Origin of the sequence: Streptomyces sp. NPDC090741, from assembly GCF_044769045.1 — a bacterium.
Taxonomy (GTDB): Bacteria; Actinomycetota; Actinomycetes; order Streptomycetales; family Streptomycetaceae; genus Streptomyces.
The window spans coordinates 140,365-164,519 of sequence record NZ_JBIVXF010000009.1; the positions used below are offsets into that span (position 1 = coordinate 140,365).

20 protein-coding genes and 1 pseudogene are annotated in these 24,155 nt (G+C 71.8%); 11 read left to right on the top strand and 10 right to left on the bottom strand.

The genetic code is table 11. The features are described from left to right. Positions 1–34 precede the first annotated feature (34 nt). Entirely contained in the window at positions 35–766 is a 732-nt protein-coding gene (locus ACIQU4_RS24305) for a response regulator transcription factor (protein WP_403734371.1), read from the top strand. Further along, positions 763–2,163: a sensor histidine kinase gene (locus ACIQU4_RS24310; RefSeq protein ID WP_403734373.1), complete on the top strand. Its 1,401-nt coding sequence runs from the start codon at positions 763–765 to the stop codon at positions 2,161–2,163. Before ACIQU4_RS24305 ends, ACIQU4_RS24310 begins: the two co-directional genes overlap by 4 nt. 15 nt (positions 2,164–2,178) lie before the next feature. Here ACIQU4_RS24310 and ACIQU4_RS24315 read toward each other — a convergent pair whose 3' ends face one another. Further along, positions 2,179–3,231, bottom strand: a complete 1,053-nt coding sequence (locus tag ACIQU4_RS24315) for a mechanosensitive ion channel family protein (protein ID WP_403734375.1) — start codon at positions 3,229–3,231, stop codon at positions 2,179–2,181. A gap of 56 nt (positions 3,232–3,287) precedes the next feature. Between ACIQU4_RS24315 and ACIQU4_RS24320 the strand changes: the two are divergent. Beyond that, a pseudogene (locus ACIQU4_RS24320) lies at positions 3,288–3,865 on the top strand (dienelactone hydrolase family protein). A gap of 81 nt (positions 3,866–3,946) precedes the next feature. Here ACIQU4_RS24320 and ACIQU4_RS24325 read toward each other — a convergent pair. From ACIQU4_RS24325 to ACIQU4_RS24345, 5 genes are all read right to left on the bottom strand, one after another. After that, complete coding sequence (locus ACIQU4_RS24325; RefSeq protein ID WP_403734941.1) at positions 3,947–4,897, bottom strand: zinc metalloprotease; 951 nt, start codon at positions 4,895–4,897, stop codon at positions 3,947–3,949. A 233-nt stretch (positions 4,898–5,130) separates the two neighbouring features. Next, positions 5,131–6,795 carry an alkaline phosphatase D family protein gene (locus tag ACIQU4_RS24330; RefSeq protein ID WP_403734378.1) on the bottom strand — a complete coding sequence of 555 codons (1,665 nt, stop codon included), beginning with the start codon at positions 6,793–6,795 and terminating at the stop codon, positions 5,131–5,133. A 132-nt stretch (positions 6,796–6,927) separates the two neighbouring features. Further along, the gene (locus ACIQU4_RS24335) at positions 6,928–7,722 is read right to left on the bottom strand and encodes a DsbA family protein (protein ID WP_403734380.1); all 795 of its coding nucleotides are present in this window, start codon (positions 7,720–7,722) and stop codon (positions 6,928–6,930) included. Positions 7,723–7,778: 56 nt separating this feature from the next. Beyond that, positions 7,779–8,468: a hypothetical protein gene (locus ACIQU4_RS24340; RefSeq protein ID WP_403734383.1), complete on the bottom strand. Its 690-nt coding sequence runs from the start codon at positions 8,466–8,468 to the stop codon at positions 7,779–7,781. Between the two features lie 102 nt (positions 8,469–8,570). Beyond that, complete coding sequence (locus ACIQU4_RS24345) at positions 8,571–9,896, bottom strand: DUF2252 domain-containing protein (protein WP_403734386.1); 1,326 nt, start codon at positions 9,894–9,896, stop codon at positions 8,571–8,573. Between the two features lie 170 nt (positions 9,897–10,066). Between ACIQU4_RS24345 and dnaE the strand changes: the two genes are divergently transcribed. Continuing rightward, a complete protein-coding gene (gene dnaE / locus ACIQU4_RS24350) occupies positions 10,067–13,609 on the top strand; it encodes a DNA polymerase III subunit alpha (protein WP_403734388.1) in 3,543 nt (1,180 codons plus the stop codon). 106 nt (positions 13,610–13,715) lie between these two features. On the opposite strand, the gene ACIQU4_RS24355 is transcribed toward dnaE, so the two are convergent. Beyond that, positions 13,716–13,883 (bottom strand): hypothetical protein, encoded by a 168-nt coding sequence (locus tag ACIQU4_RS24355; protein ID WP_385584298.1) that lies wholly within the window; start codon positions 13,881–13,883, stop codon positions 13,716–13,718. Positions 13,884–14,115: 232 nt separating this feature from the next. Between ACIQU4_RS24355 and ACIQU4_RS24360 the strand changes: the two genes are divergently transcribed. The 4 genes from ACIQU4_RS24360 to ACIQU4_RS24375 all read left to right on the top strand — a co-directional run bounded on the left by ACIQU4_RS24360 (position 14,116) and on the right by ACIQU4_RS24375 (position 18,090). Continuing rightward, the gene (locus tag ACIQU4_RS24360) at positions 14,116–15,408 is read left to right on the top strand and encodes an NYN domain-containing protein (protein WP_403734391.1); all 1,293 of its coding nucleotides are present in this window, start codon (positions 14,116–14,118) and stop codon (positions 15,406–15,408) included. A 142-nt stretch (positions 15,409–15,550) separates the two neighbouring features. Beyond that, a complete protein-coding gene (locus tag ACIQU4_RS24365) occupies positions 15,551–16,552 on the top strand; it encodes an ABC transporter ATP-binding protein (RefSeq protein ID WP_403734944.1) in 1,002 nt (333 codons plus the stop codon). Beyond that, positions 16,549–17,361, top strand: coding sequence for an ABC transporter permease (locus ACIQU4_RS24370; RefSeq protein WP_403734394.1), 813 nt, complete (start codon positions 16,549–16,551; stop codon positions 17,359–17,361). The genes ACIQU4_RS24365 and ACIQU4_RS24370 overlap by 4 nt, the downstream gene beginning before the upstream one ends. A 66-nt stretch (positions 17,362–17,427) precedes the next feature. Next, a complete protein-coding gene (locus ACIQU4_RS24375; protein WP_403734397.1) occupies positions 17,428–18,090 on the top strand; it encodes a hypothetical protein in 663 nt (220 codons plus the stop codon). Between the two features lie 14 nt (positions 18,091–18,104). Here ACIQU4_RS24375 and ybaK read toward each other — a convergent pair whose 3' ends face one another. The 3 genes from ybaK to ACIQU4_RS24390 all read right to left on the bottom strand — a co-directional run bounded on the left by ybaK (position 18,105) and on the right by ACIQU4_RS24390 (position 21,014). Next, complete coding sequence (gene ybaK / locus ACIQU4_RS24380) at positions 18,105–18,596, bottom strand: Cys-tRNA(Pro) deacylase (protein WP_403734400.1); 492 nt, start codon at positions 18,594–18,596, stop codon at positions 18,105–18,107. A gap of 13 nt (positions 18,597–18,609) precedes the next feature. After that, on the bottom strand, positions 18,610–19,350 hold the full coding sequence (locus ACIQU4_RS24385) for an LON peptidase substrate-binding domain-containing protein (protein WP_403734403.1): 741 nt from the start codon (positions 19,348–19,350) through the stop codon (positions 18,610–18,612). 62 nt (positions 19,351–19,412) lie between these two features. Next, a complete protein-coding gene (locus ACIQU4_RS24390) occupies positions 19,413–21,014 on the bottom strand; it encodes an oxidoreductase (RefSeq protein WP_403734405.1) in 1,602 nt (533 codons plus the stop codon). A 124-nt stretch (positions 21,015–21,138) separates the two neighbouring features. Here ACIQU4_RS24390 and hisD point away from each other — a divergent pair, with 124 nt between their 5' ends. From hisD to hisB, 3 genes are read left to right on the top strand one after another with little or no spacing between them, the layout of a single operon-like run. After that, complete coding sequence (gene hisD, locus ACIQU4_RS24395) at positions 21,139–22,461, top strand: histidinol dehydrogenase (RefSeq protein WP_403734408.1); 1,323 nt, start codon at positions 21,139–21,141, stop codon at positions 22,459–22,461. Next, the gene (locus ACIQU4_RS24400) at positions 22,458–23,564 is read left to right on the top strand and encodes a histidinol-phosphate transaminase (protein ID WP_403734411.1); all 1,107 of its coding nucleotides are present in this window, start codon (positions 22,458–22,460) and stop codon (positions 23,562–23,564) included. Before hisD ends, ACIQU4_RS24400 begins: the two co-directional genes overlap by 4 nt. Next, positions 23,561–24,154: an imidazoleglycerol-phosphate dehydratase HisB gene (gene hisB, locus ACIQU4_RS24405; RefSeq protein WP_030155936.1), complete on the top strand. Its 594-nt coding sequence runs from the start codon at positions 23,561–23,563 to the stop codon at positions 24,152–24,154. The genes ACIQU4_RS24400 and hisB overlap by 4 nt, the downstream gene beginning before the upstream one ends. Position 24,155: the final 1 nt, after the last annotated feature.

Genomic DNA, 24,155 nt, shown 5'->3' on the forward strand with positions numbered 1-24,155 from the left:
GGTTCTCTCAGAACTGTTTGGCAGGCTTTGCCCCATGAGCAGCACGAGCAGTATGGGCGGCACGAGTGGCACGAGTGGCACGAGCGCGCAGCGGATCCTGGTCGTGGACGACGAGCCCGAGGTACGGGCCGCCGTCCAGGACGGGCTGGCCGTCGAGGGGTACGAGGTACGGGGAGCCGGCGATGGGCTGGCCGCATTGTCGGAGGTGGCGGGCTGGCAGCCCGACGCGGTGGTGCTCGACGTGATGATGCCCGTGCTCGACGGGCTCGGGGTCTGCCGGCGGCTTCGGGCCCTGGGTGACCGTACGCCCGTACTCGTCCTGACCGCGCTGGACTCGGTGAGCGAGCGGGTCGACGGACTGGAGGCGGGCGCCGACGACTACCTGGTCAAGCCGTTCGCGCTGGACGAGCTGGTGGCCCGGGTCCGGGCCCTGCTGCGGCGGGCCGCGCCCGATCCCGCCGGTACGGCCGTACTCGGGTTCGCGGACCTCGTACTGGACCCCGAGACGCGCACCGGAAGGCGCGGCGGGCGGGCGCTGGAGTTCAGCCGGACCGAGGCGGCGCTGCTGGAGCTGCTGCTGCGCCACCCCGGGCAGGTGCTGCCCCGGGAGCTGATCCTGGAGCTGGTCTGGGGGCGGGACTTCGGACCGGACTCCAATTCCCTCGCCGTGTACGTCGGCTACCTGCGGCGGAAGCTGGAGGCGGCCGGCGAGCCGCGGCTGGTGCACACCGTCCACGGGGTCGGGTACCGGCTGGGCCCGGCGTGAGCGCCGCCGGGCGGGGCCGGCGCCGGCTCGGGGCGCCCTGGCGCAGACGCCGGCCGCTGCGGACCCGGCTGGCGCTGGCGGCCACCGCGGCGGTGGCGCTGGTCGCGGTCGGGGTGTGCACGGCCGCGTTCTTCGTCGTACGGAGCGCCCTGTACGAGCAGCTGAACCTGAGCCTGACCCAGTCCGCGCGGCTCGCGGCGCAGCGCAACCCGGACTCCGGGCCGGACACCCTGGCCGGGGAGTGCCGGTTCCTGGCGGCGCCCGCCTGCGCGGAGGTGGTGCCCGCCGACCCGGCGGACGACCCGGCGGCCCGGTACCTGCTGCCGGTGGACGCGGCGACGCGGGCGGTGGCGGCCGGGCGGCACGCGCCGTTCTACACGGACATCGTGCACGCGGGGCACCCGGCGCGGATGCTCACCACCGACTACGCGAAGGGGCGGGCGCTCCAGGTGGCGCTGCGGGCCGACACCGTCGAGGACGGGATCGAGGAGGCGGCGTGGTGGCTGGCGCTGATCGGCGCGGCCGGGGTACTGGTCGCGGCCGGGCTCGGGTACTGGGTGTCGCGGACCGGTCTGGCCCCGGTGACCCGGCTCACGGCCACCGCCGAGCGGATCGCGGCGACGCGGGATCCGCGGCACCGGATCGAACTGCCGCCGCCCGGGAGGGAGGACGAGATCACGCGGCTGGCCGGGAGCTTCAACACCATGCTGGGCGAGCTGGAGCAGTCGGTGACGGCGCAGCGGCGGCTGGTCGCCGATGCCTCGCACGAGCTGCGGACCCCGCTGACGGCCCTGCGGACCAACGCGGAGCTGCTGGCGCGGGGGGAGCGGCTGACGGCGGAGCAGCGCGAGCGGGCTTCGCTCGCGCTGGGGCGGCAGCTGAGGGAGGTGACGGGGCTGGTGAACGACCTGATCGAGCTGGCCCGGGACGAGGAGCCGCAGCCGCTGGTGGAACAGGTACGGCTGGCTCCGCTGGTGGAGCACTGCGCGGAGGCGGCCCGGGCGCACTGGCCGTCGGTCCCGGTGCGGGTGCGCGTCCGCGGGGCGGAGGCGGTGGTGGTGCCGGGGGTGCCGGCGCGGCTGACCCGGCTGGTGTCGAACCTGCTGGACAACGCGGCGAAGTTCAGCCCCGCGGGGGCTGCGGTGGAGGTGGAGCTGGTGTCGCCGGGCGGCGCCGGCGGCCGGGCGGAGCTGACGGTACGGGACCACGGGCCCGGCATCGCGGCCGAGGACCTGCCGTACGTCTTCGACCGCTTCTACCGGGCCGGGGCGGCGCGCGCCCTGCCGGGCTCGGGGCTGGGCCTCGCGATGGCCCGCCAGATCGCCCGGGCACACGCCGCGGAGCTCGTGGCCGAGCCGGCCCCGGGCGGCGGAGCCCTGTTCCGCCTGACGTTCTGACCCGGGCTCCGGCCGTCAGGACGGGTCCGGGCGCGGGTCCGCCGGGGAGGTGGCGATGCGGGGAAGGGCGTACGGGTGGTGGGCCAGGAGCCAGGTGATCAGGCGTTCGCGGACCTGGCAGCGGACCGTCCAGATGTCCGTCGCGTCCTTCGCCGTGACCACCGCCCGGACCTGGATGGTGTGCGGGGTCGTGTCCGTGACCGCGAGGCTGCCGGTGCGGCCGTCCCATTCCGGGATCTCCTTCAGGATCCCCTGGAGCCGCTCCCGCATCAGGTCCAGCGGTGCGCTGTGGTCCAGGTGCCAGAAGACCGTTCCGGTCATCTGCGCGCCGCCGCGCGACCAGTTCTCGTACGGCTTGCCTGTGAAATACGACACAGGCATCGTGATCCGGCGCTCGTCCCAGGTGCGGACGACCAGGAAGGTCAGGGTGATCTCCTCGACCGTCCCCCACTCCTTGTCCACGACCACCGTGTCCCCGATCCGCACCGTGTCGCCGAAGGCGATCTGCAGTCCGGCGAAGAGGTTGCCCAGCGAGGACTGGGCCGCGATGCCCGCCACGATGCCGAGCACGCCCGCCGACGCCAGCATCGAGGCGCCGACCGCCCGCATCGGCGGGAAGGTGAGCAGCATCGCCGCCACCGCGACCACCACGACCACCGCCGTGACCACCCGGTGGATCAGCGTCACCTGGGTGCGGACCCGCCGCACCCGGGCGTCGTCCGGGTGCTGGGCCGCGAAACGGGCGTACGAGGAGTCCACGACCGCCGTCGCGATGCGTACCAGCAGCCATGCCGCCGAGCCGATCAGTACGAGGGTCAGCGCGCGGCCGACGGCGAAGACGTACTCCGGCGGAAGGCTCATCCGCCGGTGGGATCCGTACAGCAGAGTCGTGCACAGCACGAACTGGAACGGCAGGCGGCAGTGGCGCAGCAGCCCCCACAGCGGGGTCTCGCTGTGCCGGGCGTCGGCGCGGCGCAGCAGCAGGTCCAGGAGCCATCCGGCGAGCAGGGTGACGACCAGGGCGCCGGCGACGACGGCGATCGGGCGCAGAACGGTGTCCGTGTCCATGCACGTCAACGTAACCGGAACGAGCCCTCGGCCCCTCCCATTCAACGAATGGCACGATGGGGTGCATGAACATCGTGCTCTTCCATTCGACGTACGGGCTGCGGCCCGCGGTGCACGCGGCGGCCGACCGGCTGCGCGCGGCCGGTCACCAGGTCCAGGTGCCGGATCTCTTCGACGGGCGCACCTTCGAGACCGTCGAGGAGGGCATGGCACACCGGGACGAGATCGGCCGCGACGAGCTGCTCAAGCGCGCGGTGCTGGCCTCCGCCCCTACTCCGACCAGGGTCTGGTCTACGCGGGCTTCTCCTTCGGCGGCTCCGTCGCCCAGCACCTGGCCCTCGCCGACGAGAAGGCGCGCGGGCTGCTGCTCCTGCACGGGACGGCGGACCTGGAGGAGGACACCGCCGTCGACGAACTGCCGGTGCAGCTGCACATCGCGGATCCGGACCCGTTCGAGCCGCACGACTGGCTGACGGCCTGGTACCTGCGGATGCAGCGCGCGGGTGCGGACGTGGAGGTGCACCGCTACCCGGGTGCCGGGCACCTGTTCACGGACCCGGACCTCGACGACTACGACGCGGAGGCCGCGGAGCAGACCTGGAAGGCCGCGCTCGCCTTCCTCGACTCCCTGTAGGAGCAGGCGCAGGCCCGGGAGAAAACGGTGAGGGGCAGGGCACGAACCGCGTGCCCTGCCCCTCGACGCTTCACGCGGTGACTAGCCGCGGTACGCGCTCCACATGCTCTTCATACGGGACACCTGGCCCGCGGTGAACTGGTACATGCAGGAGTCGTACGTGTAGTCCATGAAGTTGTGGATCGGGTCGACGCCCGTCTTGTTGGTGCAGCTGTCACGGCCGGTCGGGCACTCGAACGCGGCGCTCTTCTCGGCCGGGGTGTCGGAGACGGAGTCACCGCTGCCCGAGCAGCCGCCCTGGAAGGTGTGGTAGAGGCCCATCCAGTGGCCGACCTCGTGGGTGCCGGTGTCGCCCTCGTTGTAGTTGGCGGCGGAGCCGCCCGGCAGCGAGGTGTTGAGGATGACCACGCCGTCCATCTTGGGCTGCGAGGCGTAGGAGCTCGGGAAGGTCGCCCAGCCGAGCAGGCCGCCGCCGAGGTTGGCGGTGTAGAGGTTGAGCGCGTTGGCGCCGCCCTTGCGCAGGGCGTTCTTCATGTCCTTCTCGGCCTGGGTGCCGTCCGAGACGCTGTACCAGGCGGCGTTGTCGGTGTAGTCGGTGGAGACCAGCGAGAACTGGTAGCCCGAGTCGACGTTGCCGGTGCCCTGGCCGCTGTAGGCGGCGTTGAGGACCGCGATCTGGTTGTTGATGTCCGTGGCGGTCAGCTTGCCGGCGGAGCCGGACGTGATGACGTGGACGTACACCGGGATGCTGGTCGCGGCGGTGACCTCGGCGGCGCGCATCTGGCGCTGCGGGCCGAGCTCGGCGCTCTTCTTGGCCAGGTCGGCGTCCATGGCCTTGACCTGGACGTCCGTCACCTCGTTGGGGTCGGCCGCGTGCTGGTCCTTCGGGCGGGCGACACGGGCGTTGGCGGAGGCGGAGGCGGTGCCGGCGTCGGCACAGGCCTCGGCGCCGGTCTTGGGCGCCGCGGCCACGGTCGTGGGGGCCGTGAGCGGGGCGAACGCCAGGGTTCCGGCCAGAACGGCCGTACCCATGAGGCGGCGGCGGAGCATGGGGGATATGCGGGCGGAAGCGCGCACGTTGACTCCTCGCGAAGCGTGGTGGGGGGTGAGGGATTTCCTCACGCTGGCGCGAAGCTTATGTGTCCATGTCATGCACTGAGCAAGCCCTTTACGTAAAAGATTTGTTGCTTCTGATGCCGAAGGGCCGTCTGGTCTGCACCAGACGCCCCTCGGCGCAATAGAATTGACAGACAGTCAGAAGATCGTCAGTCCACGGGCTGGTACGCCCGCTCCACCTTCTGCGTGCCGTTCGGCGTGCGGTACGAACGGGCCCACGCGGTGGTGGCGGCCGGATTCCGCTTGTCGGACACCACGTAGTAGTCCATCTGCGAACGCTCGGCCGTCACGTCCAGCACCCCGTAGCCGTGTGCGTCCATGTCCAGCCACTTCACGTGCCAGTTGGCGGCCTTGACCGCCGCCTCCGCTACGAGCGACGCGGTGTCCGCGGGCACGTGCAGGAGGTCGTCGATGTTGTCGGAGGTCACCGACGTCACGACGAACTCGGTGGCGGCCGTACCCGAGCCCGGGTACGTCGCCATGTTCATCGGCACCTCGTTCGCCCACGCCATGTGGATGTCGCCCGTGAGGAAGACCGTGTTCTTGATCTTCTGGTCCTTGAGGTGGGTCAGCAGCTCCTTGCGGTCGTCCGTGTAGCCGTCCCACTGGTCCACGTTGACCGCGAGTCCGCCCTCGGGCAGGCCCAGCAGCTTCGCCAGCGGCGCCAGCAGGTGTGCGGGCAGCGAGCCGAAGGCCACCGGCGAGATCATCACCGAGGTCCCGACCAGCTTCCAGGTCGCGTTCGAGTTCGCGAGGCCCGACTTGAGCCAGTCCAGCTGGGCCCGCCCGGTGATGGTGCGCTCGGGGTCGTCGACCGCGCCGCTGCCTGTCTTGGCCTGCTGGGAGCGGAAGGTGCGCAGGTCCAGCAGGTGTAGGTCGGCGAGGTTGCCGAAGCGCAGCCGCCGGTAGACGGTGCCGGCCGTGGAGGTGCGGACCGGCATCCACTCGAAGTACGCCTGCTTGGCGGCGGCCGCGCGGGCCGCCCAGTCGCCCTCGGCACCCGGGGTGTGGTTCTCCGCGCCGCCCGACCAGGCGTCGTTGGCGAACTCGTGGTCGTCCCATATCGCGACGATGGCGTGCGCGGCGTGCAGCGCCTGGAGGTCGGCGTCGGTCTTGTACTTGCCGTGCCGGGTCCGGTAGTCGGCGAGGGTGAGGATCTCGTGCCGCGGCTCGTGCGCGCGTACGACGTACTTCGCCTCGGGGTAGGCGCCGTTCGCGTACTCGTAGATGTAGTCGCCGAGGTGCAGGATCGCGTGCAGGTCGCTGCGGGCGGCCAGGTGGCGGTACGCCGAGAAGTAGCCGGCCTCCCAGTTGGCGCAGGAGACGACGCCGAAACGGACCCCGGGGGTCGTCGCGTCGTGGCCCGGGGCGGTCAGGGTGCGCCCGACCGGGGAGACGGCGCCGCCGGCGGTGAACCGGTAGAAGTACGGGGTCTGCGGCCGCAGTCCGCGGACGTCCGCCTTGACCGTGTGGTCGGTGGCGGCGGTCGCCGTGACGGAGCCGCTCAGCACGATCCGGGAGAAGGCCTTGTCCTCGGAGACCTCCCAGGTCACCTGGGTGGCCGGGCCGGCGCCGGAGCCGGGCACGGCCTCGGGGGTCGGGGTGACGCGGGTCCACAGCAGGATCCCGTCGGGCAGCGGGTCGCCGGAGGCGACACCGTGCAGGAAGGCGGGCCCGTTCGAGGCCGCGGACGCGGGGGAGATGCCCAGAGCGGCCGTCGCGAAGGGCGCGAGGGCGGCGGTGGCCGCAGCGGCCTTGACGACCGTACGGCGGCGCGGAGTTGCCGCAGTGGGGGAGGGGAGATGACTGGTCACGGACCGGCATATTACTGACGGGTACAACCGCTGGTACACCCCTGGGAAGGCAACAGGCAGACGAACTCTCGGAGTTCGCCTGCCTGTTACCCCTGCCTGTTGCCCCTGGCTGGTATGTCCCGGTTGGGTCGATCAGCCCGCGAGAGCCTTGTCGACCTCGGCCGTGAACTCCTCCGGCGTCATCTTGATCTCGATCTTCTTGCCGCCCATCTTCAGCGACGGGGTGCCCTGCACGCCGCTCTTGTCGAAGACCTTCGACATCTCGATCGCCCAGCGGTTGTACGTGCCGTCCTCGACGGCCTTCTTGAACTCGGCGTTGCCCTTGAGCGCCGGCACCTGGTCCGCGATCTTCAGCAGGTAGTCGTCCTTGCCGAACTTGTCGTCGCGCTCCTCCGGGTGGTTCTCCTTGGTGTACAGGGCGCTCTTGTACTCCAGGAACGCCTCGGGGCTCACGTTCAGGGCCGCGCCCAGCGCGCTCAGCGCGTTCTTCGAACCGCTGCCGCCGAAGCCCTTGTCGAGGAAGGTGGCGCCGATGTACTGGATCTTGTACTTGCCGCCGTCGATGTCCTTCTTGATCTGCGGGCCCACGGCCTGCTCGAACTCGGAGCAGATCGGGCAGCGCGCGTCCTCGTACAGTTCGAGGGTCTTCTTGGCGTCGGCCTTGCCTATGACGACCGTGGTGCCGTTGTCGCCCGTCGTGTTCTTCGGGGCGACCAGCGTCGCGTCGGCGGCCTTGTCCCACTCGCCCGGCTGGTTGGCCTGCACGACCGCGTAGCCGACGCCGCCGACCAGCGCCAGGGCGGCGACGACGGCGCCGGCCACCAGCACCTGGCGGCGCGCCTTGTCCTTCTTGGCCTGCTTCTCACGCTCGGCGCGCAGCCGCTCGCGAGCCGCCGCCTTGTTCGCCTGGCTGTTGCGTGAACTCATGGTGATCTCCGTGGGGTGTGACTTGAGGAAAGGGGGACTGCCGCACGCGGGGTGGGTCAGGCGCAGACGAGCGCGCCGCGTACGGGAGGTCCCCGGCGTCCCACGGAATGGGCGGGGAAGCGGGTACGGGCCCCCGCGCCCGCAAGGGCCGGGCGCGGCATCCGCCGCACCGGGCCGAAAGCGGCCGTCGCCGAGGCCGCGGCCAGCAGCAGCGGCCGGAAGGCGAAGGCGGCCACCGCGCGCAGCAGCCGGCCCAGCGCCCGCTCCCCGTGCCGCAGCCAGGCCGCGGCGAGCAGCCCGACCGAGACGTGGGCGCCGAGCAGGAGCCACGGGGTCCAGGGTCCGGGCGCGGCCGGCAGGGCCACCGCCTCGGGGACGGCTCCGGGCACCTCGGTCAGCGGCCCGCCCAGCGGCGGTCCGCCGCACAGCGCGTCGAGGCCCAGCGCCCGCAGCGGCCCGGCGACGGGCCCGCCGGCCGGGCCGTAGCAGACGTGCTGCCCGGCGGTGAAGACCGTGTCGGCGGCCAGTTCCAGCGGAACCAGCAGAGCGGCGATGGGGCCGAAGCCCCGCTCGCGCCCGGCCAGCGCGTACGTGAGCAGGAACACGCCGGCGAAGGCCCCGGCCACGAGGGCGGGGGGCAGCGGGACGCGGGACATCAGGACGTGCGAGCCCGCCGAGAGCAGCACGACGAGGGCGCTGAACAGCGCGGCCCGCAGCCCTCTCAGCCCTGCCCCTGATATGTCCATCGCCGCGAGTCTGCCACGAGTCCCTGTGAATACGGGTCCCAGGCCCCGGAACGGCCGGTTCCCGGGGCCCCGCCCCCGCACCGCTCAGTCCACCCGGTCCACTCAGTGCATGATGCGGCCGTTGCGGAACAGGTCCACGAAGATCTGGTGGTCCGCGCGCGCCCGGGCCCCGTACGCGTGCGCGAAGTCGACCAGGAGCTCCGAGAAGCCCTCCTCGTCGGCGGCGATCGCCGCGTCGATGGCCCGCTCGGTGGAGAACGGCACCAGGGAGTGCCCGCTCTCGGCCTCGTCGGCCGACGCGTGCATGGTCGCCGTCGCCCGGCCCAGGTCCGCGACGACGGCCGCGATCTCCTCCGGGTCGTCCAGGTCCGACCAGTCCAGGTCCACCGCGTACGGCGAGACCTCGGCCACCAGCTGGCCGGAGCCGTCCAGCTCGGTCCAGCCCAGCCACGGGTCGGCGTGCGCCTGCAGGGCGCGCTGGGAGATCACCGTGCGGTGGCCCTCGTGCTGGAAGTAGTCCCGTACGGCCCGGTCGGTGATGTGCCGGGACACCGCGGGGGTCTGCGCCTGCTTGAGGTAGATCACGACGTCGTTCTCCAGGGCGTCGCTGTGCCCCTCCAGCAGGATGTTGTACGAGGGCAGGCCGGCCGAGCCGATCCCGACGCCGCGGCGGCCCACCACGTCCTTGACCCGGTAGGAGTCGGGCCGGACCAGGGACTCGTCGGGGAGGGTCTCCAGGTACCCGTCGAAGGCGGCGAGCACCTTGTAGCGGGTGGCCGCGTCCAGCTCGATCGAGCCACCGCCGGAGGTGAAGCGCCGCTCGTAGTCCCGGATCTCGGTCATCGAGTCCAGCAGGGAGAAGCGAGTACGGGAGCGGGCCGAGCGCAGGGCGCCCAGCAGCGGCCCCTCGGCGGTGTCCAGGGTGAAGGAGGGCACCTCTTCGTTCTTGGCGCCGGTGGCCAGGCGGTGGATCCGCTCCCGGTAGGCGCCCGTGTAGGTCCGCACCAGCTCGCTTATCTGCTCGTCGCTGAGCGCCTTGGTGTAGCCGATCAGGGCGACGGAGGCCGCGAACCGCTTGAGGTCCCAGGTGAAGGGGCCGACGTACGCCTCGTCGAAGTCGTTGACGTTGAAGATCAGGCGGCCGTTGGCGTCCATGTACGTGCCGAAGTTCTCGGCGTGCAGATCGCCGTGGATCCAGACCCGGCCGGTCCGCTCGTCCAGGTAGGGGCCGCCGTGCCGGTCCCGCTCCAGGTCGGCGTAGAAGAGGCAGGCCGTGCCGCGGTAGAAGGCGAAGGCCGAGGCCGCCATCTTGCGGAATTTGACCTGGAAGGCCGCGGGGTCGGCGGCGAGCAGCTCACCGAATGCGGTGTCGAACACATCGAGTATCTGCTCGGCGCGCTGCTCGTTCGTCGTCTCGGGGACCGCCATGGCGGGTGCCTCCTGGTGCACGGGCTGGTACAGGTTCTGACCGACTGGACGCCGGGTGGGGCGTCCTGGTTCTGCAACGCCCGACCGTACCCCGCAGTGCCCGTGATCTGTCATTCCCGGGACGTAGGATTCATAGCTGCCGCCGCCCCCACCGTCAGGAGCCTCCCGCCGTGACCAAGCCGCCGTTCACGCACCTGCACGTTCACACCCAGTACTCACTGCTGGACGGTGCCGCGCGGCTGAAGGACATGTTCAACGCGTGCAATGAGATGGGCATGACGCACATCGCCATGTCCGACCACGGCAACCTGCACGGTGCGTACGACTTCTTCCACACCGCCCAGAAGGCCGGGGTCACGCCGATCATCGGCATCGAGGCCTACGTGGCTCCCGAGTCCCGGCGCAACAAGCGGCGCATCCAGTGGGGCCAGCCCCACCAGAAGCGCGACGACGTGTCCGGTTCCGGTGGCTACACCCACAAGACGATCTGGGCGGCGAACGCCACCGGGCTGAACAACCTCTTCCGGCTGTCCTCCGACGCCTACGCCGAGGGCTGGCTCACGAAGTGGCCCCGTATGGACAAGGAGACCATCTCCAAGTGGTCCGAGGGGCTCATCGCCTCCACCGGCTGCCCGTCCGGCGAGCTGCAGACGCGCCTTCGTCTGGGCCAGTTCGACGAGGCCCTGAAGTCGGCCGCCGAGTACCAGGACATCTTCGGCAAGGGCCGGTACTTCCTGGAGCTGATGGACCACGGCATCGAGATCGAGCGCCGGGTGCGCGACGGGCTGCTGGAGATCGGCAAGAAGCTCGGCATCCCGCCGCTGGTCACGAACGACTCGCACTACACGTACGCCAGCGAGGCCGGCGCCCACGACGCCCTGCTCTGCATCCAGACCGGCAAGAACCTCTCGGACCCGGACCGTTTCCGCTTCGACGGCACCGGCTACTACCTGAAGTCCACGGACGAGATGTACGCCATCGACTCCTCGGACGCCTGGCAGGAGGGCTGCGCCAACACGAAGCTGGTCGCGGACCAGATCGACACCGAGGGCATGTTCCAGTTCCGGAACCTGATGCCGAAGTTCGACATCCCGGACGGCTACACCGAGGTCACCTGGTTCCGCGAGGAAACCATGCGCGGCATGCAGCGCCGCTATCCCGGAGGCATCCCGGACGACCGGATGAAGCAGGCCGAGTACGAGATGGACACGATCATCTCGATGGGCTTCCCCGGCTACTTCCTCGTGGTCGCCGACTTCATCATGTGGGCCAAGAACCAGGGCATCGCGGTGGGCCCGGGCCGAGGCTCCGCGGCCGGCTCGATCGTGGCGTACGCCATGGGCATCACCGACCTCGACCCGATCACCCACGGTCTGATCTTCGAGCGGTTCCTGAACCCCGAGCGCGTCTCCATGCCCGATGTCGACATCGACTTCGACGAGCGCAGGCGCGTCGAGGTGATCCGGTACGTGACCGAGAAGTACGGCGCCGACAAGGTCGCCATGATCGGCACGTACGGCACCATCAAGGCCAAGAACGCGATCAAGGACTCGGCGCGCGTCCTGGGCTACCCGTACGCCATGGGCGACCGCCTCACCAAGGCCATGCCCGCCGACGTCCTCGGCAAGGGCATCCCGCTCTCCGGCATCCTCGACCCGCAGCACCCCCGCTACGGCGAGGCCGGCGAGATCCGCGGGATGTACGAGAACGAGCCGGACGTCAAGAAGGTCATCGACACCGCCCGCGGCGTGGAGGGCCTGGTCCGCCAGATGGGCGTGCACGCGGCCGGCGTGATCATGTCCAGCGAGACCATCACCGACCACGTACCGGTCTGGGTCCGCCACTCCGACGGCGTCACCATCACCCAGTGGGACTACCCGAGCTGCGAGTCGCTCGGCCTGCTGAAGATGGACTTCCTGGGCCTGCGCAACCTCACGATCATGGACGACGCCGTCAAGATGGTGAAGGCCAACAAGGGGATCGACATCGATCTCCTGGGCCTCCCGCTCGACGACCCCAAGACCTTCGAACTGCTCGGCCGCGGCGACACCCTCGGCGTCTTCCAGTTCGACGGCGGGCCCATGCGCTCCCTGCTGCGCCTGATGAAGCCCGACAACTTCGAGGACATCTCCGCCGTCTCGGCCCTGTACCGGCCGGGCCCGATGGGCATGAACTCGCACACGAACTACGCCCTGCGCAAGAACAAGCAGCAGGAGATCACCCCCATCCACCCGGAGCTGGAGGGGCCGCTCGAAGAGGTGCTCGCGGTCACCTACGGCCTCATCGTCTACCAGGAGCAGGTCCAGAAGGCCGCCCAGATCATCGCCGGGTACTCGCTCGGCGAGGCCGACATCCTGCGCCGCGTGATGGGAAAGAAGAAGCCGGAGGAGCTGGCGAAGAACTTCGTCATCTTCGAGGAGGGCGCCAAGAAGAAGGGCTTCAGCGACCAGGCGATCAAGGCCCTCTGGGACGTCCTGGTCCCCTTCGCCGGCTACGCCTTCAACAAGGCCCACTCGGCCGCGTACGGCCTGGTCTCCTACTGGACCGCCTACCTCAAGGCGAACTTCCCGGCCGAGTACATGGCCGGCCTCCTCACCTCGGTCAAGGACGACAAGGACAAGTCCGCGATCTACCTGAACGAGTGCCGGCGCATGGGCATCAAGGTGCTCCCGCCGAACGTCAACGAGTCCGAGCCGAACTTCGCGGCCCAGGGCGACGACGTGATCCTCTTCGGCCTCACCGCGGTGCGCAACGTCGGCCAGAACGTCGTCGAATCGATCATCAAGACCAGGAAGGCGAAGGGGAAGTACTCCACCTTCCCCGACTTCCTGGACAAGGTCGAGGCCGTCGTCTGCAACAAGCGCACCGTCGAGTCGCTGATCAAGGCCGGCGCCTTCGACGAGATGGGCCACACCCGCAAGGGCCTGGTCGCCCACCACGAGCCGATGATCGACAACGTGGTCGCGGTCAAGCGCAAGGAGGCCGAGGGCCAGTTCGACCTCTTCGGCGGAATGGGTGACGAGGGCGCGAGCGACGAGCCCGGCTTCGGCCTCGACGTCGAGTTCTCCGACGTGGAGTGGGAGAAGTCCTACCTGCTCGCCCAGGAGCGCGAGATGCTCGGCCTGTACGTCTCCGACCACCCGCTCTTCGGCCTGGAGCACGTCCTCTCCGACAAGACGGACGCCGGCATCTCCCAGCTGACCGGCGGCGAGCACTCCGACGGCGCCGTCGTCACCATCGGCGGCATCATCTCGGGCCTCCAGCGCAAGATGACCAAGCAGGGCAACGCCTGGGCCATCGCCACCGTCGAGGACCTCGCCGGATCCATCGAGTGCATGTTCTTCCCCGCGACGTACCAGCTCGTCTCCACCCAGCTGGTCGAGGACACCGTCGTCTTCGTCAAGGGCCGCCTCGACAAGCGCGAGGACGTCCCCCGGCTCGTCGCCATGGAGATGATGGTTCCCGACCTCTCCTCGGCCGGGACGAACGCCCCCGTCGTCCTCACCATCCCGACGGTCAAGGTCACTCCTCCGATGGTCACCCGGTTGGGCGAGATCCTTCGGCACCACAAGGGCAACACCGAGGTCCGGATCAAGCTCCAGGGGCCGCGGTCCACCACCGTGCTGCGCCTCGACAAGCACCGGGTGCAGCCCGACCCGGCGCTCTTCGGCGACCTCAAGGTGCTCCTCGGGCCGTCCTGCCTGGCCGGATGACGCCGGTCGCGGGGGCCCTCGTACCGGCCCCCGCCCGCAGCCGAACGTGAAGAGGGGCGCGCCCAGAGCTCTGGGCGCGCCCTCGTGCGTGGTGCTCGCGGAGGCGTCAGTTGTGGCCGAACTTCTTCTGCTTGCCCTTGCGAGCCATGTCCATCGGACTCGGGGAGCCGCTGGAGGGCTCGGACACCGATTCCGTCGAGCTCTTCGACGGATCCTGCGCCGACGAGCGGGGTTGCTGCTTCTGTTCGTGCTGGCGGTTCTTGTTCTTGGCCATGGTGGAGCCTCCGTGAGGGTCTAGGGGCCAGGACCGCCTTCACCCTCACACGGCTCCACAAACGGCGCATTTTGGATCTTTACTGCGTGTAGTCGGCCGGCCCTCCCCTCGGTGCGGGTGAAAGATCCGCCACGCCGATGATCGAGTTCCGGCCGTCAACCCCCTTGCGGTCGGGCAGACTCGGGGAACCCGCGACACACACAGAGGATCCCCAGGGAAGAGGGTGGTACGCGTGGACCGCTGCGTCGTCCTGGTGGACGCCGGCTATCTGCTGGGCGCCGCCGCCAGTCTTCTCGCCGGGGAGCCCTCCCGCTCCCGCATCACCGTCGACCATGCGGCCCTCATCCAGGGCCTGCGCGAGCGCGCCGAGGCCGACACCGAGCAGCCCCTGCTGCGCATCTACTGGTTCGACGGCGCACCCGACCGGGTGCCCCAGCCCGAGCACCGGCGGCTGCGCGTCATGCCCCGCGTCACCGTCCGCCTCGGCGCCCTGACCCGCAGCGACGGCCGCTGGGCGCAGAAGGGCGTGGACGCCGCCATGCACGCCGAGCTCACCGAGCTGGCCCGCAACCGCGCCTGCTCCGACGTCGTACTCGTCACGGGCGACGGGGACCTGCTGCCCGGCCTGATGTCCGCCAAGGAGCACGGGGTCGCCGTCCACCTGTGGGCCGTCCAGGCCGCCGACGGCGACTACAACCAGTCCGAGGACCTCGTCGCCGAGGCCGACGAGCGCCGCGTCCTGGACCGGACCTGGATCACCCGGGCCGTCCGCGCCAAGGACCTCGCCGGACTGTGCGCGCCGCCGCCCGCGCCGCGCCCCGAGATCGCCGCCATCCTCTCCGCCCCGCTGCCCGAGGCGGCCCTCGCCGAGGCCGCCCGCAGCGCCGGCGCCAACGGAGCCGCGGCCCCCGCCCCCGCCGAGCCCGCCGGCGGCGCCCCCGTGCCCGCCCCCGCCGCCGGCGGCAAGACCGTACCCACGCCCAAGGACCTCGCCGGCTCGCTGCGCGCACCCGGCCAGCAGCCCGGCCCCGCGGGCGCCCACGGCAGCATCCAGCCCCCGGCCGGCAGCGCCCTGCGCTGGTCCTCCGACAAGGGCTGGATCGACCGGGCCGGACCGCTGGGCGAGCCCGCCGAGACCGCCTCGCTGCCCACCCTCGCCCAGCTCACCAGCGCGGAGCAGCGCTGGGCGGACCGAGAGGAGGACATCACCACCGTCGGCGGCGACCCCTTCGAGGTCGGCCAGGTGTTCGCCCGGCGCTGGATGGAACGCCTCCCGGAAACCGTCCACCTGCAGAAACTCGCCACGATGTACCCGCGGATCCCGCACCGCATCGACGGTGAGCTGCTGCGCTACGCCGCCCGCTTCGGGCTGCTCGCGCACAAGGACGACCAGATCGACGAGCACGACCGCTACGCCATCCGGGCCGGGTTCTGGCGGGAGATCGACGTCCGCGCGGCCGCCGAACACGTCGCCGGAACCCCCTCCGCCGTGCCCGCGGGACCGACGGGGCCGGCGGCCGAGTAGGGCGCGAGCAGGGCACGGGCAGGGCGCGCGCATCCACGCCGGCCGGGGCGTCGGGGGCACCTCCCGGCGGTGGCCGGACCAAAGCCGCGTAGGCTGCTCCCTCGTGAGTACGGGCACAGCATCAGCACAACCGAACACGGCAGTGGCCGCGGACGCGGCCTCGGACGTGGTCTGCGCGGTGCGTGACCTGGTCAAGACCTATCCCGCGGTACGGGGCCGGCGCGGGGCTCCCGCCCTGCCCGAGACCCGGGCCACCGACGGGGTCTGCCTGGACGTCCGGCGCGGCGAGATCTTCGGCCTGCTCGGCCCCAACGGTGCGGGCAAGTCCACCCTGGTCCGCCAGCTCACCGGCCTGATGCGGCCCGACTCCGGCTCCGTGACCCTGCTCGGCCACGACCTCGTACGCCACCCCGAGCGGTCGGCCCGGCTGCTCGCCTACCTGGGGCAGGAGTCCACCGCCCTCGACGAGCTCACGGTGGCGCTGGCCGCCGAGACCACGGGACGGCTGCGCGGGCTCGACGTACGGGCGGCGCGGGCCGAGCGGGACGCCGTACTGGAGGAACTCGGGCTGACCGCGATCGCCGGGCGGCCCCTGAAGAAGCTCTCCGGCGGGCAGCGGCGCCTCGCCTGCTTCGCCGCCGCGCTGGTCGGGGAGCGGCCGGTGCTGGTCCTCGACGAGCCCACCACCGGCATGGACCCCGTGGCCCGGCGGGCCGTCTGGGCGGCCGTGGACCGGCGGCGCGCCCAGCACGGGGCCACCGTCCTGCTCGTCACGCACAACGTCATCGAGGCCGAGACCGTCCTGGACCGGGTCGCCGTCATCGACCAGGGCCGGGTCATCGCCTGCGACTCCCCGGCCGGGCTGAAGGCCCGGGTCTCCGGCGAGGTCCGGCTGGAGCTGGTGTGGCGCACCGCGCCGCCGCTGGAGGTACCGGAGGTCGCGGCGCTCGCGCCGGCGGCCGCCGAGGCCGGGCGCCGCTGGGTGCTGCGGCTGGCGCCCGACGAAGCGCGCGCGGCGGTGGCGGCGGTGACCGGCGGGCCGGCCTTCGCCGCCCTCGACGACTTCACGCTGGCGACCCCGAGCCTGGAGGACGTCTACCTCGCGCTGGGCGGGCGTGCCTCGAAGGGTCTGGTGAAGTCGTGAGCACGACTGCCGTCGTCGCTGCTGCCGGTACCACTGCTGCCGGTACCACTGCTGTAGGGGTGCTCGCACCGCAGGCGCGACTGTTCCCCGCGCTGGCCGCCGTGTACCGGGCGCAGCTGTCCCGGGCCCGGGTGTCCCGTATCCCGCTGCTGTTCGTGGCCACCTTCCAGTCCGTCGGGATCATGATCCTGATGCGGGGCGTGGTGGACGGGGGCTCGGAGGCGCGGGCCGTCGTCGCGGGCTCGTCCGTGCTGGTCGTCGCCTTCGTCGCGCTGAACCTGCTCGCCCAGTACTTCGGGCAGCTGCGGGCCAGTGGCGGGCTCGACCACTACGCCACGCTGCCCGTGCCGCCCGCCTCGGTGGTGCTCGGCGCGGCCGCCGCGTACGCCTCCTTCACGCTGCCGGGCACGCTGGTCACGGCGGTGTTCGGATGCCTGCTGTTCGGGCTGCCGATGGGCGGGCTGTGGATCCTGGTCGCCGTGGTGCCGCTGGCCGGTGCCGCGCTGGCCGGGCTGGGGGCGGCGCTCGGGCTGCTGGCGCCGCGGCAGGAGCTGGCCACGCTGGCCGGGCAGCTCGGCATGTCGGCGGCGCTGCTGCTGGGCGTGCTGCCGCCGGAGCGGATGCCGGAGGTGATCGTGTGGGCGCGGGACCTGCTGCCGTCCACGTACGGGGTGGAGGCGTTCGCGCGGACCTTCGCCCCGCATCCGGACTGGGCGGCGGTCGGGCTGGACCTCGGGGTGTGCGGGGTGGTGGGGGTGCTCTCGCTCGCCGTCGCGACGTGGGCGTACCGGCGGGCGGCCGTTCGCTGAAGCGGCCGGTCGCCGCAGGGCGGTCCTGCTGATGTCGACGCCGTCGGCACCTGGCACGATGTGGGGGTGACCGAAGCCGTGACCACACCCTCCCCGCACGAACCGCCGCTGCCGCCCGAGAAGCCGGGCGTCTCCGCCGGGGGCATCACCCCGGCGGACATCCGCGACGGGGCCGCCGCGGCCCTGCTGATCGGGGTGGCCGGCGTGCTGCTCGGAGTGCTGTGGGCGTGGCTGGCGCCGAAGGCGCAGTACGTCTCGAACGGCGAGGCCGTCTTCCTGCGGAACTCCGAGAGCGAGGCCCGGATCGGGGCCGACGGGATGTTCTTCCTGCTGTCGCTGGGATTCGGCGTGCTGAGCGCGGTGCTCGTGTTCCTGTGGCGGCGCCGGGGCGGTGTCCCGCTGGTCGTCGGACTGGCGCTCGGATCCTGCTTCGCCGCGCTGGTGGGATGGCGGGTGGGGCTGTGGCTGGGGCCGTCCTCGGACGTGGCCGCCACCGCGGTGAAGGCGGGCAAGGGGGTGCCGTTCGATGCGCCGCTGCAGTTGCTGGCGCAGGGGGTGCTGCTGGTGTGGCCGATGGTCGCCGTCGCCCTCCACCTCGGCCTGACGGCCCTGTGGACCCCGCACGACCCGGACCCGTCCGCGGATTCGGACTGGGCGCCCTACCCCCCGCCCCACGTCCACGCGACCCCGTCGGACGACCCGTCCGCGCCGGAGCCCCCGCGAGGCTGACCGTCGGACACCCCCTAGGGGCGGCCGATGCGGGCCAGGGTGGCTGCCGTCAAGGCCGTCAGGGTGGCGGGTGCAAGTTCCACCTCCAGGCCCCGGCGGCCGGCCGAGACGCAGATCGTGGTGTGCGCCGTCGCCGACTCGTCCACCACCGTGCGGAGCCGTTTGCGCTGGCCCAGCGGGGAGATCCCGCCCCGCACGTAGCCCGTCGTGCGTTCCGCCAGTGCCGGGTCGGCCATCGCCGCCCGCTTCCCGGCGACGGCGGTCGCCAGCGCCTTCAGGTCCAGGGTTCCCGACACCGGGACCACCGCCACCGTCAGCACGCCGTCCACCTCCGCGACCAGCGTCTTGAAGACGCGGTCCGGGGAGACCCCCATGGCCTGCGCCGCCTCCTCGCCGTACGAGGGGTGCGCCGGGTCGTGCTCGTACGCGTGCACCGTGAACTCCGCCTGCGCGGAGGTCAGGGCCGCGATCGCCGGCGTCCCCGCCGGGGCCTTCTTCTTCGCCATCGGTCCTTCGCCGTCAGTTCGGGCTCGTCGGCGCGCGCGTCAGGTCCACCGCCGGCAGCGAAGGCAGGTGGCGGATGACCGCCGTCTCCGCGCGCAGCAGTTTCAGTTCCTCCGCGAGCCGCGTCGCGGTGTCCGGCGCCTGGAGCAGCCGCTGCTTCGCCGGGATGTCCAGTACGGCCGCCGCCGCCACCAGGTACGAGACCACCGACGGCTCGTCCGGCAGGTCCGCGCCCGAGGCCAGGGACCGCTCCCGGGCTCCGGCCAGCCGCTTCTGGTAGTTCCGGAAGGCCCGCAGGACCCCCTCCGCCAGAGCGCCCGCCCCGTCGCCCGAGTCCTCCGGGAGCTCCTCCAGCTCCGCGACCAGGTACGGGCCCGAGGAGTCCACCGACAGCAGGCGCACCCGCGCCGTACCGGTGGCCAGGACCTCGAAGCTGCCGTCCTCCCGCTCCCGGATCGTCGCCGCGTCCGCGATGCAGCCCACCCGGTGGAAGGCCTGGATGGGGTCCGGGCCGAAGCCCGCCGTCGGGCCCCGCTCGGGCAGCGCCGTCTGGTCCGGCAGGCCCGGCGCGGTCGGCGCCACCTCCCGGCCGTCGCGGATCGCGACGACCGCGAAGCGGCGCGGCTCGTCCTCGCCCGTCTTCAGCAGCTCGCGCATCATGGCGCGATAACGCTCCTCGAAGACGTTCAGCGGGAGGACGAGTCCCGGGAACAGCACCGAGTTCAGCGGGAAGAGGGGCAGGCGAACGGAGGTCACGAGGCACAGGGTAGTGGCCGGGGGCCAGGGCCTGTCACCTCCATTGTTCCCGCTCTTCCCGGTCACCCCCGCCGCAGCAGCCGCGAGGCTCCCGCCGCCACCGTCGTCGCGAGGGTCCAGCCCAGCAGGACCAGCGCCGCCGAGCCCCACTGCCAGCCGCCCTCCACCTTCCACTGGCCGTCCTGGCCGAGATCGATCACCGGGAGCAACAGGTCCAGCGCGTAGAGCGACGCGTCCCAGTGCGGGTGCTCGTCCGCCTTGATCGGCGGCGGCTGGTGCCGGGAGAAGAGCAGGGCGCCCGCCGCCCACAGCACCGCCATCCACAGCGCGGCCCGGCCGGGGCGGTACCCGTAGGCCACCGTCCAGTCCTGGAGGTACCCCCAGGCCTTGAGCGCCGGCGGCAGGGTGGCCCGGCGCCGCCGCTGCTTGGCCAGCAGCACCTCGCGGGCGTCCGCGTCCTCGCCGCTGGCGCGCAGTACGGAGGCCAGCCGCTCGTACGGCTCCGGCGAGTACTCGGGGGTGGCCGCGGCCACCCAGTCCAGCCGGCGCGCCAGCGGGAAGTGGCCGCGGGGCGCGAGGTTCTCGTACGCGAACCCCTCCATCGACACCCCGCCCGCGCCGGGCCAGCTGGTGGAGGTGTCGACCAGCTTGACCACCTTCGCCCCCGACAGCACCACCCGCCCCCGCTCCGGCCGCTCCCCGACGAACCGCAGCTCCGGCGTCTGGATCCGGCGCAGCGAGACCTCCTGCTCCTCGGTGAGGACGAACCGGGCGCCGTAGAAGTCGACCGCGTCGCCGAAGCGGCCGTCGTCCAGGCGCAGCCCGCCCCGGCACTCGAAGCGCTGGGCCCGCTGCCCGCGCGTGGGCGTCTGGCCGAGCCCGTACGGGGGAGTGGAGGAGCCGGAGTCGCCGAGGACGTAGTCGAGGGCGATCGAGGTCAGGTACAGGGTCCGCTCGACGGTCAGCTGCGGGGCGTTCAGCGCGCGCCGTCCGTGGGGGTTGCGCAGCCGGGCCCCGCGCAGGTTCATCGACACGCCGACCTTCGCGCCGCGCAGGCTCACCTCCCCGTCCGTCTCCAGCAGCTCGCCCTGGAAGTCCTGCGCGACCGACATCCCGTCCGCGGCGATGGCCCGGCCCTTGTTGTCCCGCCGCACCACGGCCTGGCTGATCAGCAGGTCGGTGCCGATCTGGGCGTCGGTCAGCCGGATCCCGCGGGCCACGCGGCAGCGCGGCAGGTGCAGATCGCCCTCGGTGTGCAGCCGGGAGGCGTCCAGCCGGGGTATCGCGCAGTTGATCATGCGCAGGGTGATGAACCGGGTCTCGGACAACTGGATCTCACTGTCGAAGCGACAGGACTGGAGTTCGACGTACGGCTGTACGGTCCCGCCGGACAGGTCGAGCCGCCCCGTGATCCGTACGCCGCGCAGCTTCAGCGAGGCCACCCGGCCCGGGACCGGCGGCGGCCCGTGGAGCAGCAGCAGCGCCACCACCTGGGCGCGGACGCTGCGCCCGGAGCCCCAGGTCCGCCCGCTGTCGTGCGGATCGTCCTCGTTGGCGGCGCGGGCGCTGAGATCGCAGACATTGCCCGTCCGGTACGCCTGCCACATGCGGCGTTCGGGATCGGTGAGATCCGCGGGCTCCTCGCCCGCCCGTGGCTCCGCCATGGCGGCCCCCCTCCGCTGTGCATACGTGTAGGGGAACGCTAGTGGGCGGCAGTGACATCCGGGGCGTGTATCAGCCAGTGATACGGGCGAACGGTGGCGGGAGACGGTCTGAGAGAATTGGCAGGTGATCTCTCGTATCGACCTGCGCGGTGACGCCCTCCCCGAGGGTGGCGCCCTGCGCGATCTGCTGCCCCGTGCCGAGTTCGACGTAGAAGCTGCCCTGGAGAAGGTGCGGCCCATCTGCGAGGACGTCCATCATCGCGGCACGGCGGCGTTGATCGAGTACGCGCAGAAGTTCGACGGCGTCACGCTGGAGCAGGTCAGGGTCCCCGCCGAGGCCCTCAAGACCGCGCTCGCCGAGCTCGACCCGGCCGTCCGCGCCGCGCTGGAGGAGTCGATCCGGCGTGCCCGGATCGTCCACCGCGAGCAGCGCCGCAGCGACCACACCACCCAGGTGGTCCCCGGCGGAACCGTGACCGAGAAGTGGGTTCCGGTCGAGCGCGTCGGCCTGTACGCCCCGGGCGGCCGCTCCGTGTACCCGTCCTCCGTCGTCATGAACGTCGTGCCGGCACAGGAGGCGGGCGTCGAGTCGATCGCGCTCGCGTCCCCGCCGCAGAAGGAGTTCGGTGGGCTGCCGCACCCGACGATCCTCGCCGCGTGCGCGCTGCTCGGCGTGGACGAGGTGTACGCGGCCGGCGGCGCCCAGGCCGTCGCGATGTTCGCGTACGGCACCGAAGAGTGCGCCCCCGCGAACATGGTGACCGGCCCCGGCAACATCTGGGTCGCCGCCGCCAAGCGCTACTTCACCGGGAAGATCGGCATCGACACCGAGGCCGGCCCGACCGAGATCGCGGTCCTCGCGGACTCCACGGCGGACCCGGTGCACGTCGCCGCCGACCTGATCAGCCAGGCCGAGCACGACCCGCTGGCCGCCGCCGTGCTCGTCACGGACTCCGCGGAGCTCGCGGACGCCGTCGAGCGGGAGCTGGAGCCGCAGGTCGCTGCCACCAAGCACGTCGAGGACCGGATCAAGCCCGCGCTCGCCGGCAAGCAGTCCGCGATCGTGCTGGTCGACAGCCTGGAGGACGGCCTCAAGGTCGTCGACGCGTACGGCGCCGAGCACCTGGAGATCCAGACCGCCGACGCCGCGGCCTGGGCCGCCCGCGTACGGAACGCCGGCGCGATCTTCGTCGGTCCCTGGGCGCCGGTCTCCCTCGGCGACTACTGCGCCGGGTCGAACCACGTGCTGCCCACCGGCGGCTGCGCCTGCCACTCCTCCGGACTGTCCGTGCAGTCCTTCCTGCGCGGCATCCACATCGTCGACTACACGCGCGACGCCCTCGCCGAGGTCACCCACCACGTGGTGACGCTGGCCGAGGCCGAGGACCTGCCGGCGCACGGCGCGGCCCTGAAGGCGCGCTTCGGCTGGAAGGTCCCGCAGGCATGACGGGCATCGACGACCTTCCCATCCGGGACGAGCTGCGCGGCAAGACCCCGTACGGCGCCCCGCAGCTCGACGTGCCCGTCCAGCTGAACACCAACGAGAACCCGTACGAGCTCCCCGAGGAGCTGGTCCGGCGCATCGCCGAGCGCGTCGCCGCGGCCGCCCGCACGCTCAACCGCTACCCCGACCGGGACGCGGTCGAGCTGCGGACCGAGCTGGCCGCGTACCTCACCCGCACCGGCAAGCACCCGGTCGCGCGGGAGAACGTATGGGCCGCCAACGGCTCCAACGAGGTCATCCAGCAGCTGCTGCAGACCTTCGGCGGGCCCGGGCGCACGGCCATCGGCTTCGAGCCCTCCTACTCCATGCACGCGCTGATCGCACGCGGCACCGGCACGGGCTGGATCTCCGGCCCGCGCCGCGAGGACTTCACGATCGACGTGGAGGCGGCCGAGCAGGCCATCGCCGAGAACGCGCCCGACGTCGTCTTCATCACCTCGCCCAACAACCCCACGGGTACCGCGGTCGAGGCGGAGACCGTCCTCGCGCTCTACGAGGCCGCGCAGGCGGCCAAGCCCTCCCTGGTCGTCGTGGACGAGGCGTACGTGGAGTTCAGCCACCGGGACTCGCTCCTGCCGCTGATCGAGGGCCGGCCGAACCTGGTGGTCTCCCGGACCATGTCCAAGGCCTTCGGCGCCGCCGGACTGCGCCTGGGCTACCTGGCCGCGCACCCGGCCGTGGTCGACGCCGTCCAGCTCGTACGCCTGCCGTACCACCTGTCGGCCGTCACCCAGGCGACCGCGCTGGCCGCCCTGGAGCACACCGACACCCTGCTCGGCTACGTCGAACAGCTCAAGGCCGAGCGGGACCGCCTGGTGACCGAGCTGCGGGCCGTCGGCTACGAGGTCACCGAGTCCGACGCGAACTTCATCCAGTTCGGGAAGTTCGAGGACTCGCACACCGCCTGGCAGAAGATCCTCGACCAGGGTGTCCTGGTCAGGGACAACGGCGTACCGGGCTGGCTGCGGGTCACCGCCGGCACCCCGGCCGAGAACGACGCGTTCCTGGAAGCGGTTCGCGCACTGAAGAAGGAGCAGCACGCATGAGCCGCATCGGACGGGTCGAACGGACCACGAAGGAGACCTCGGTCCTCGTCGAGATAAACCTCGACGGCACCGGCAAGGTCGACGTCTCGACGGGCGTGGGCTTCTACGACCACATGCTCGACCAGCTCGGCCGCCACGGCCTCTTCGACCTCACGGTCAAGACGGACGGCGACCTGCACATCGACAGCCACCACACCATCGAGGACACCGCGCTCGCGCTCGGCGCCGCCTTCAAGCAGGCCCTCGGCGACAAGGTCGGCATCTACCGCTTCGGCAACTGCACCGTGCCGCTCGACGAGTCCCTCGCCCAGGTGACCGTCGACCTGTCCGGCCGCCCGTACCTCGTGCACACCGAGCCCGAGAACATGGCGCCGATGATCGGCGAGTACGACACGACGATGACCCGGCACATCTTCGAGTCCTTCGTCGCTCAGGCCCAGATCGCCCTGCACATCCACGTCCCGTACGGCCGCAACGCCCACCACATCGTGGAGTGCCAGTTCAAGGCCCTGGCCCGGGCCCTGCGCTACGCCGCCGAGTTCGACCCGCGCGCCGCCGGAATCCTGCCCTCCACGAAGGGCGCCCTCTAGC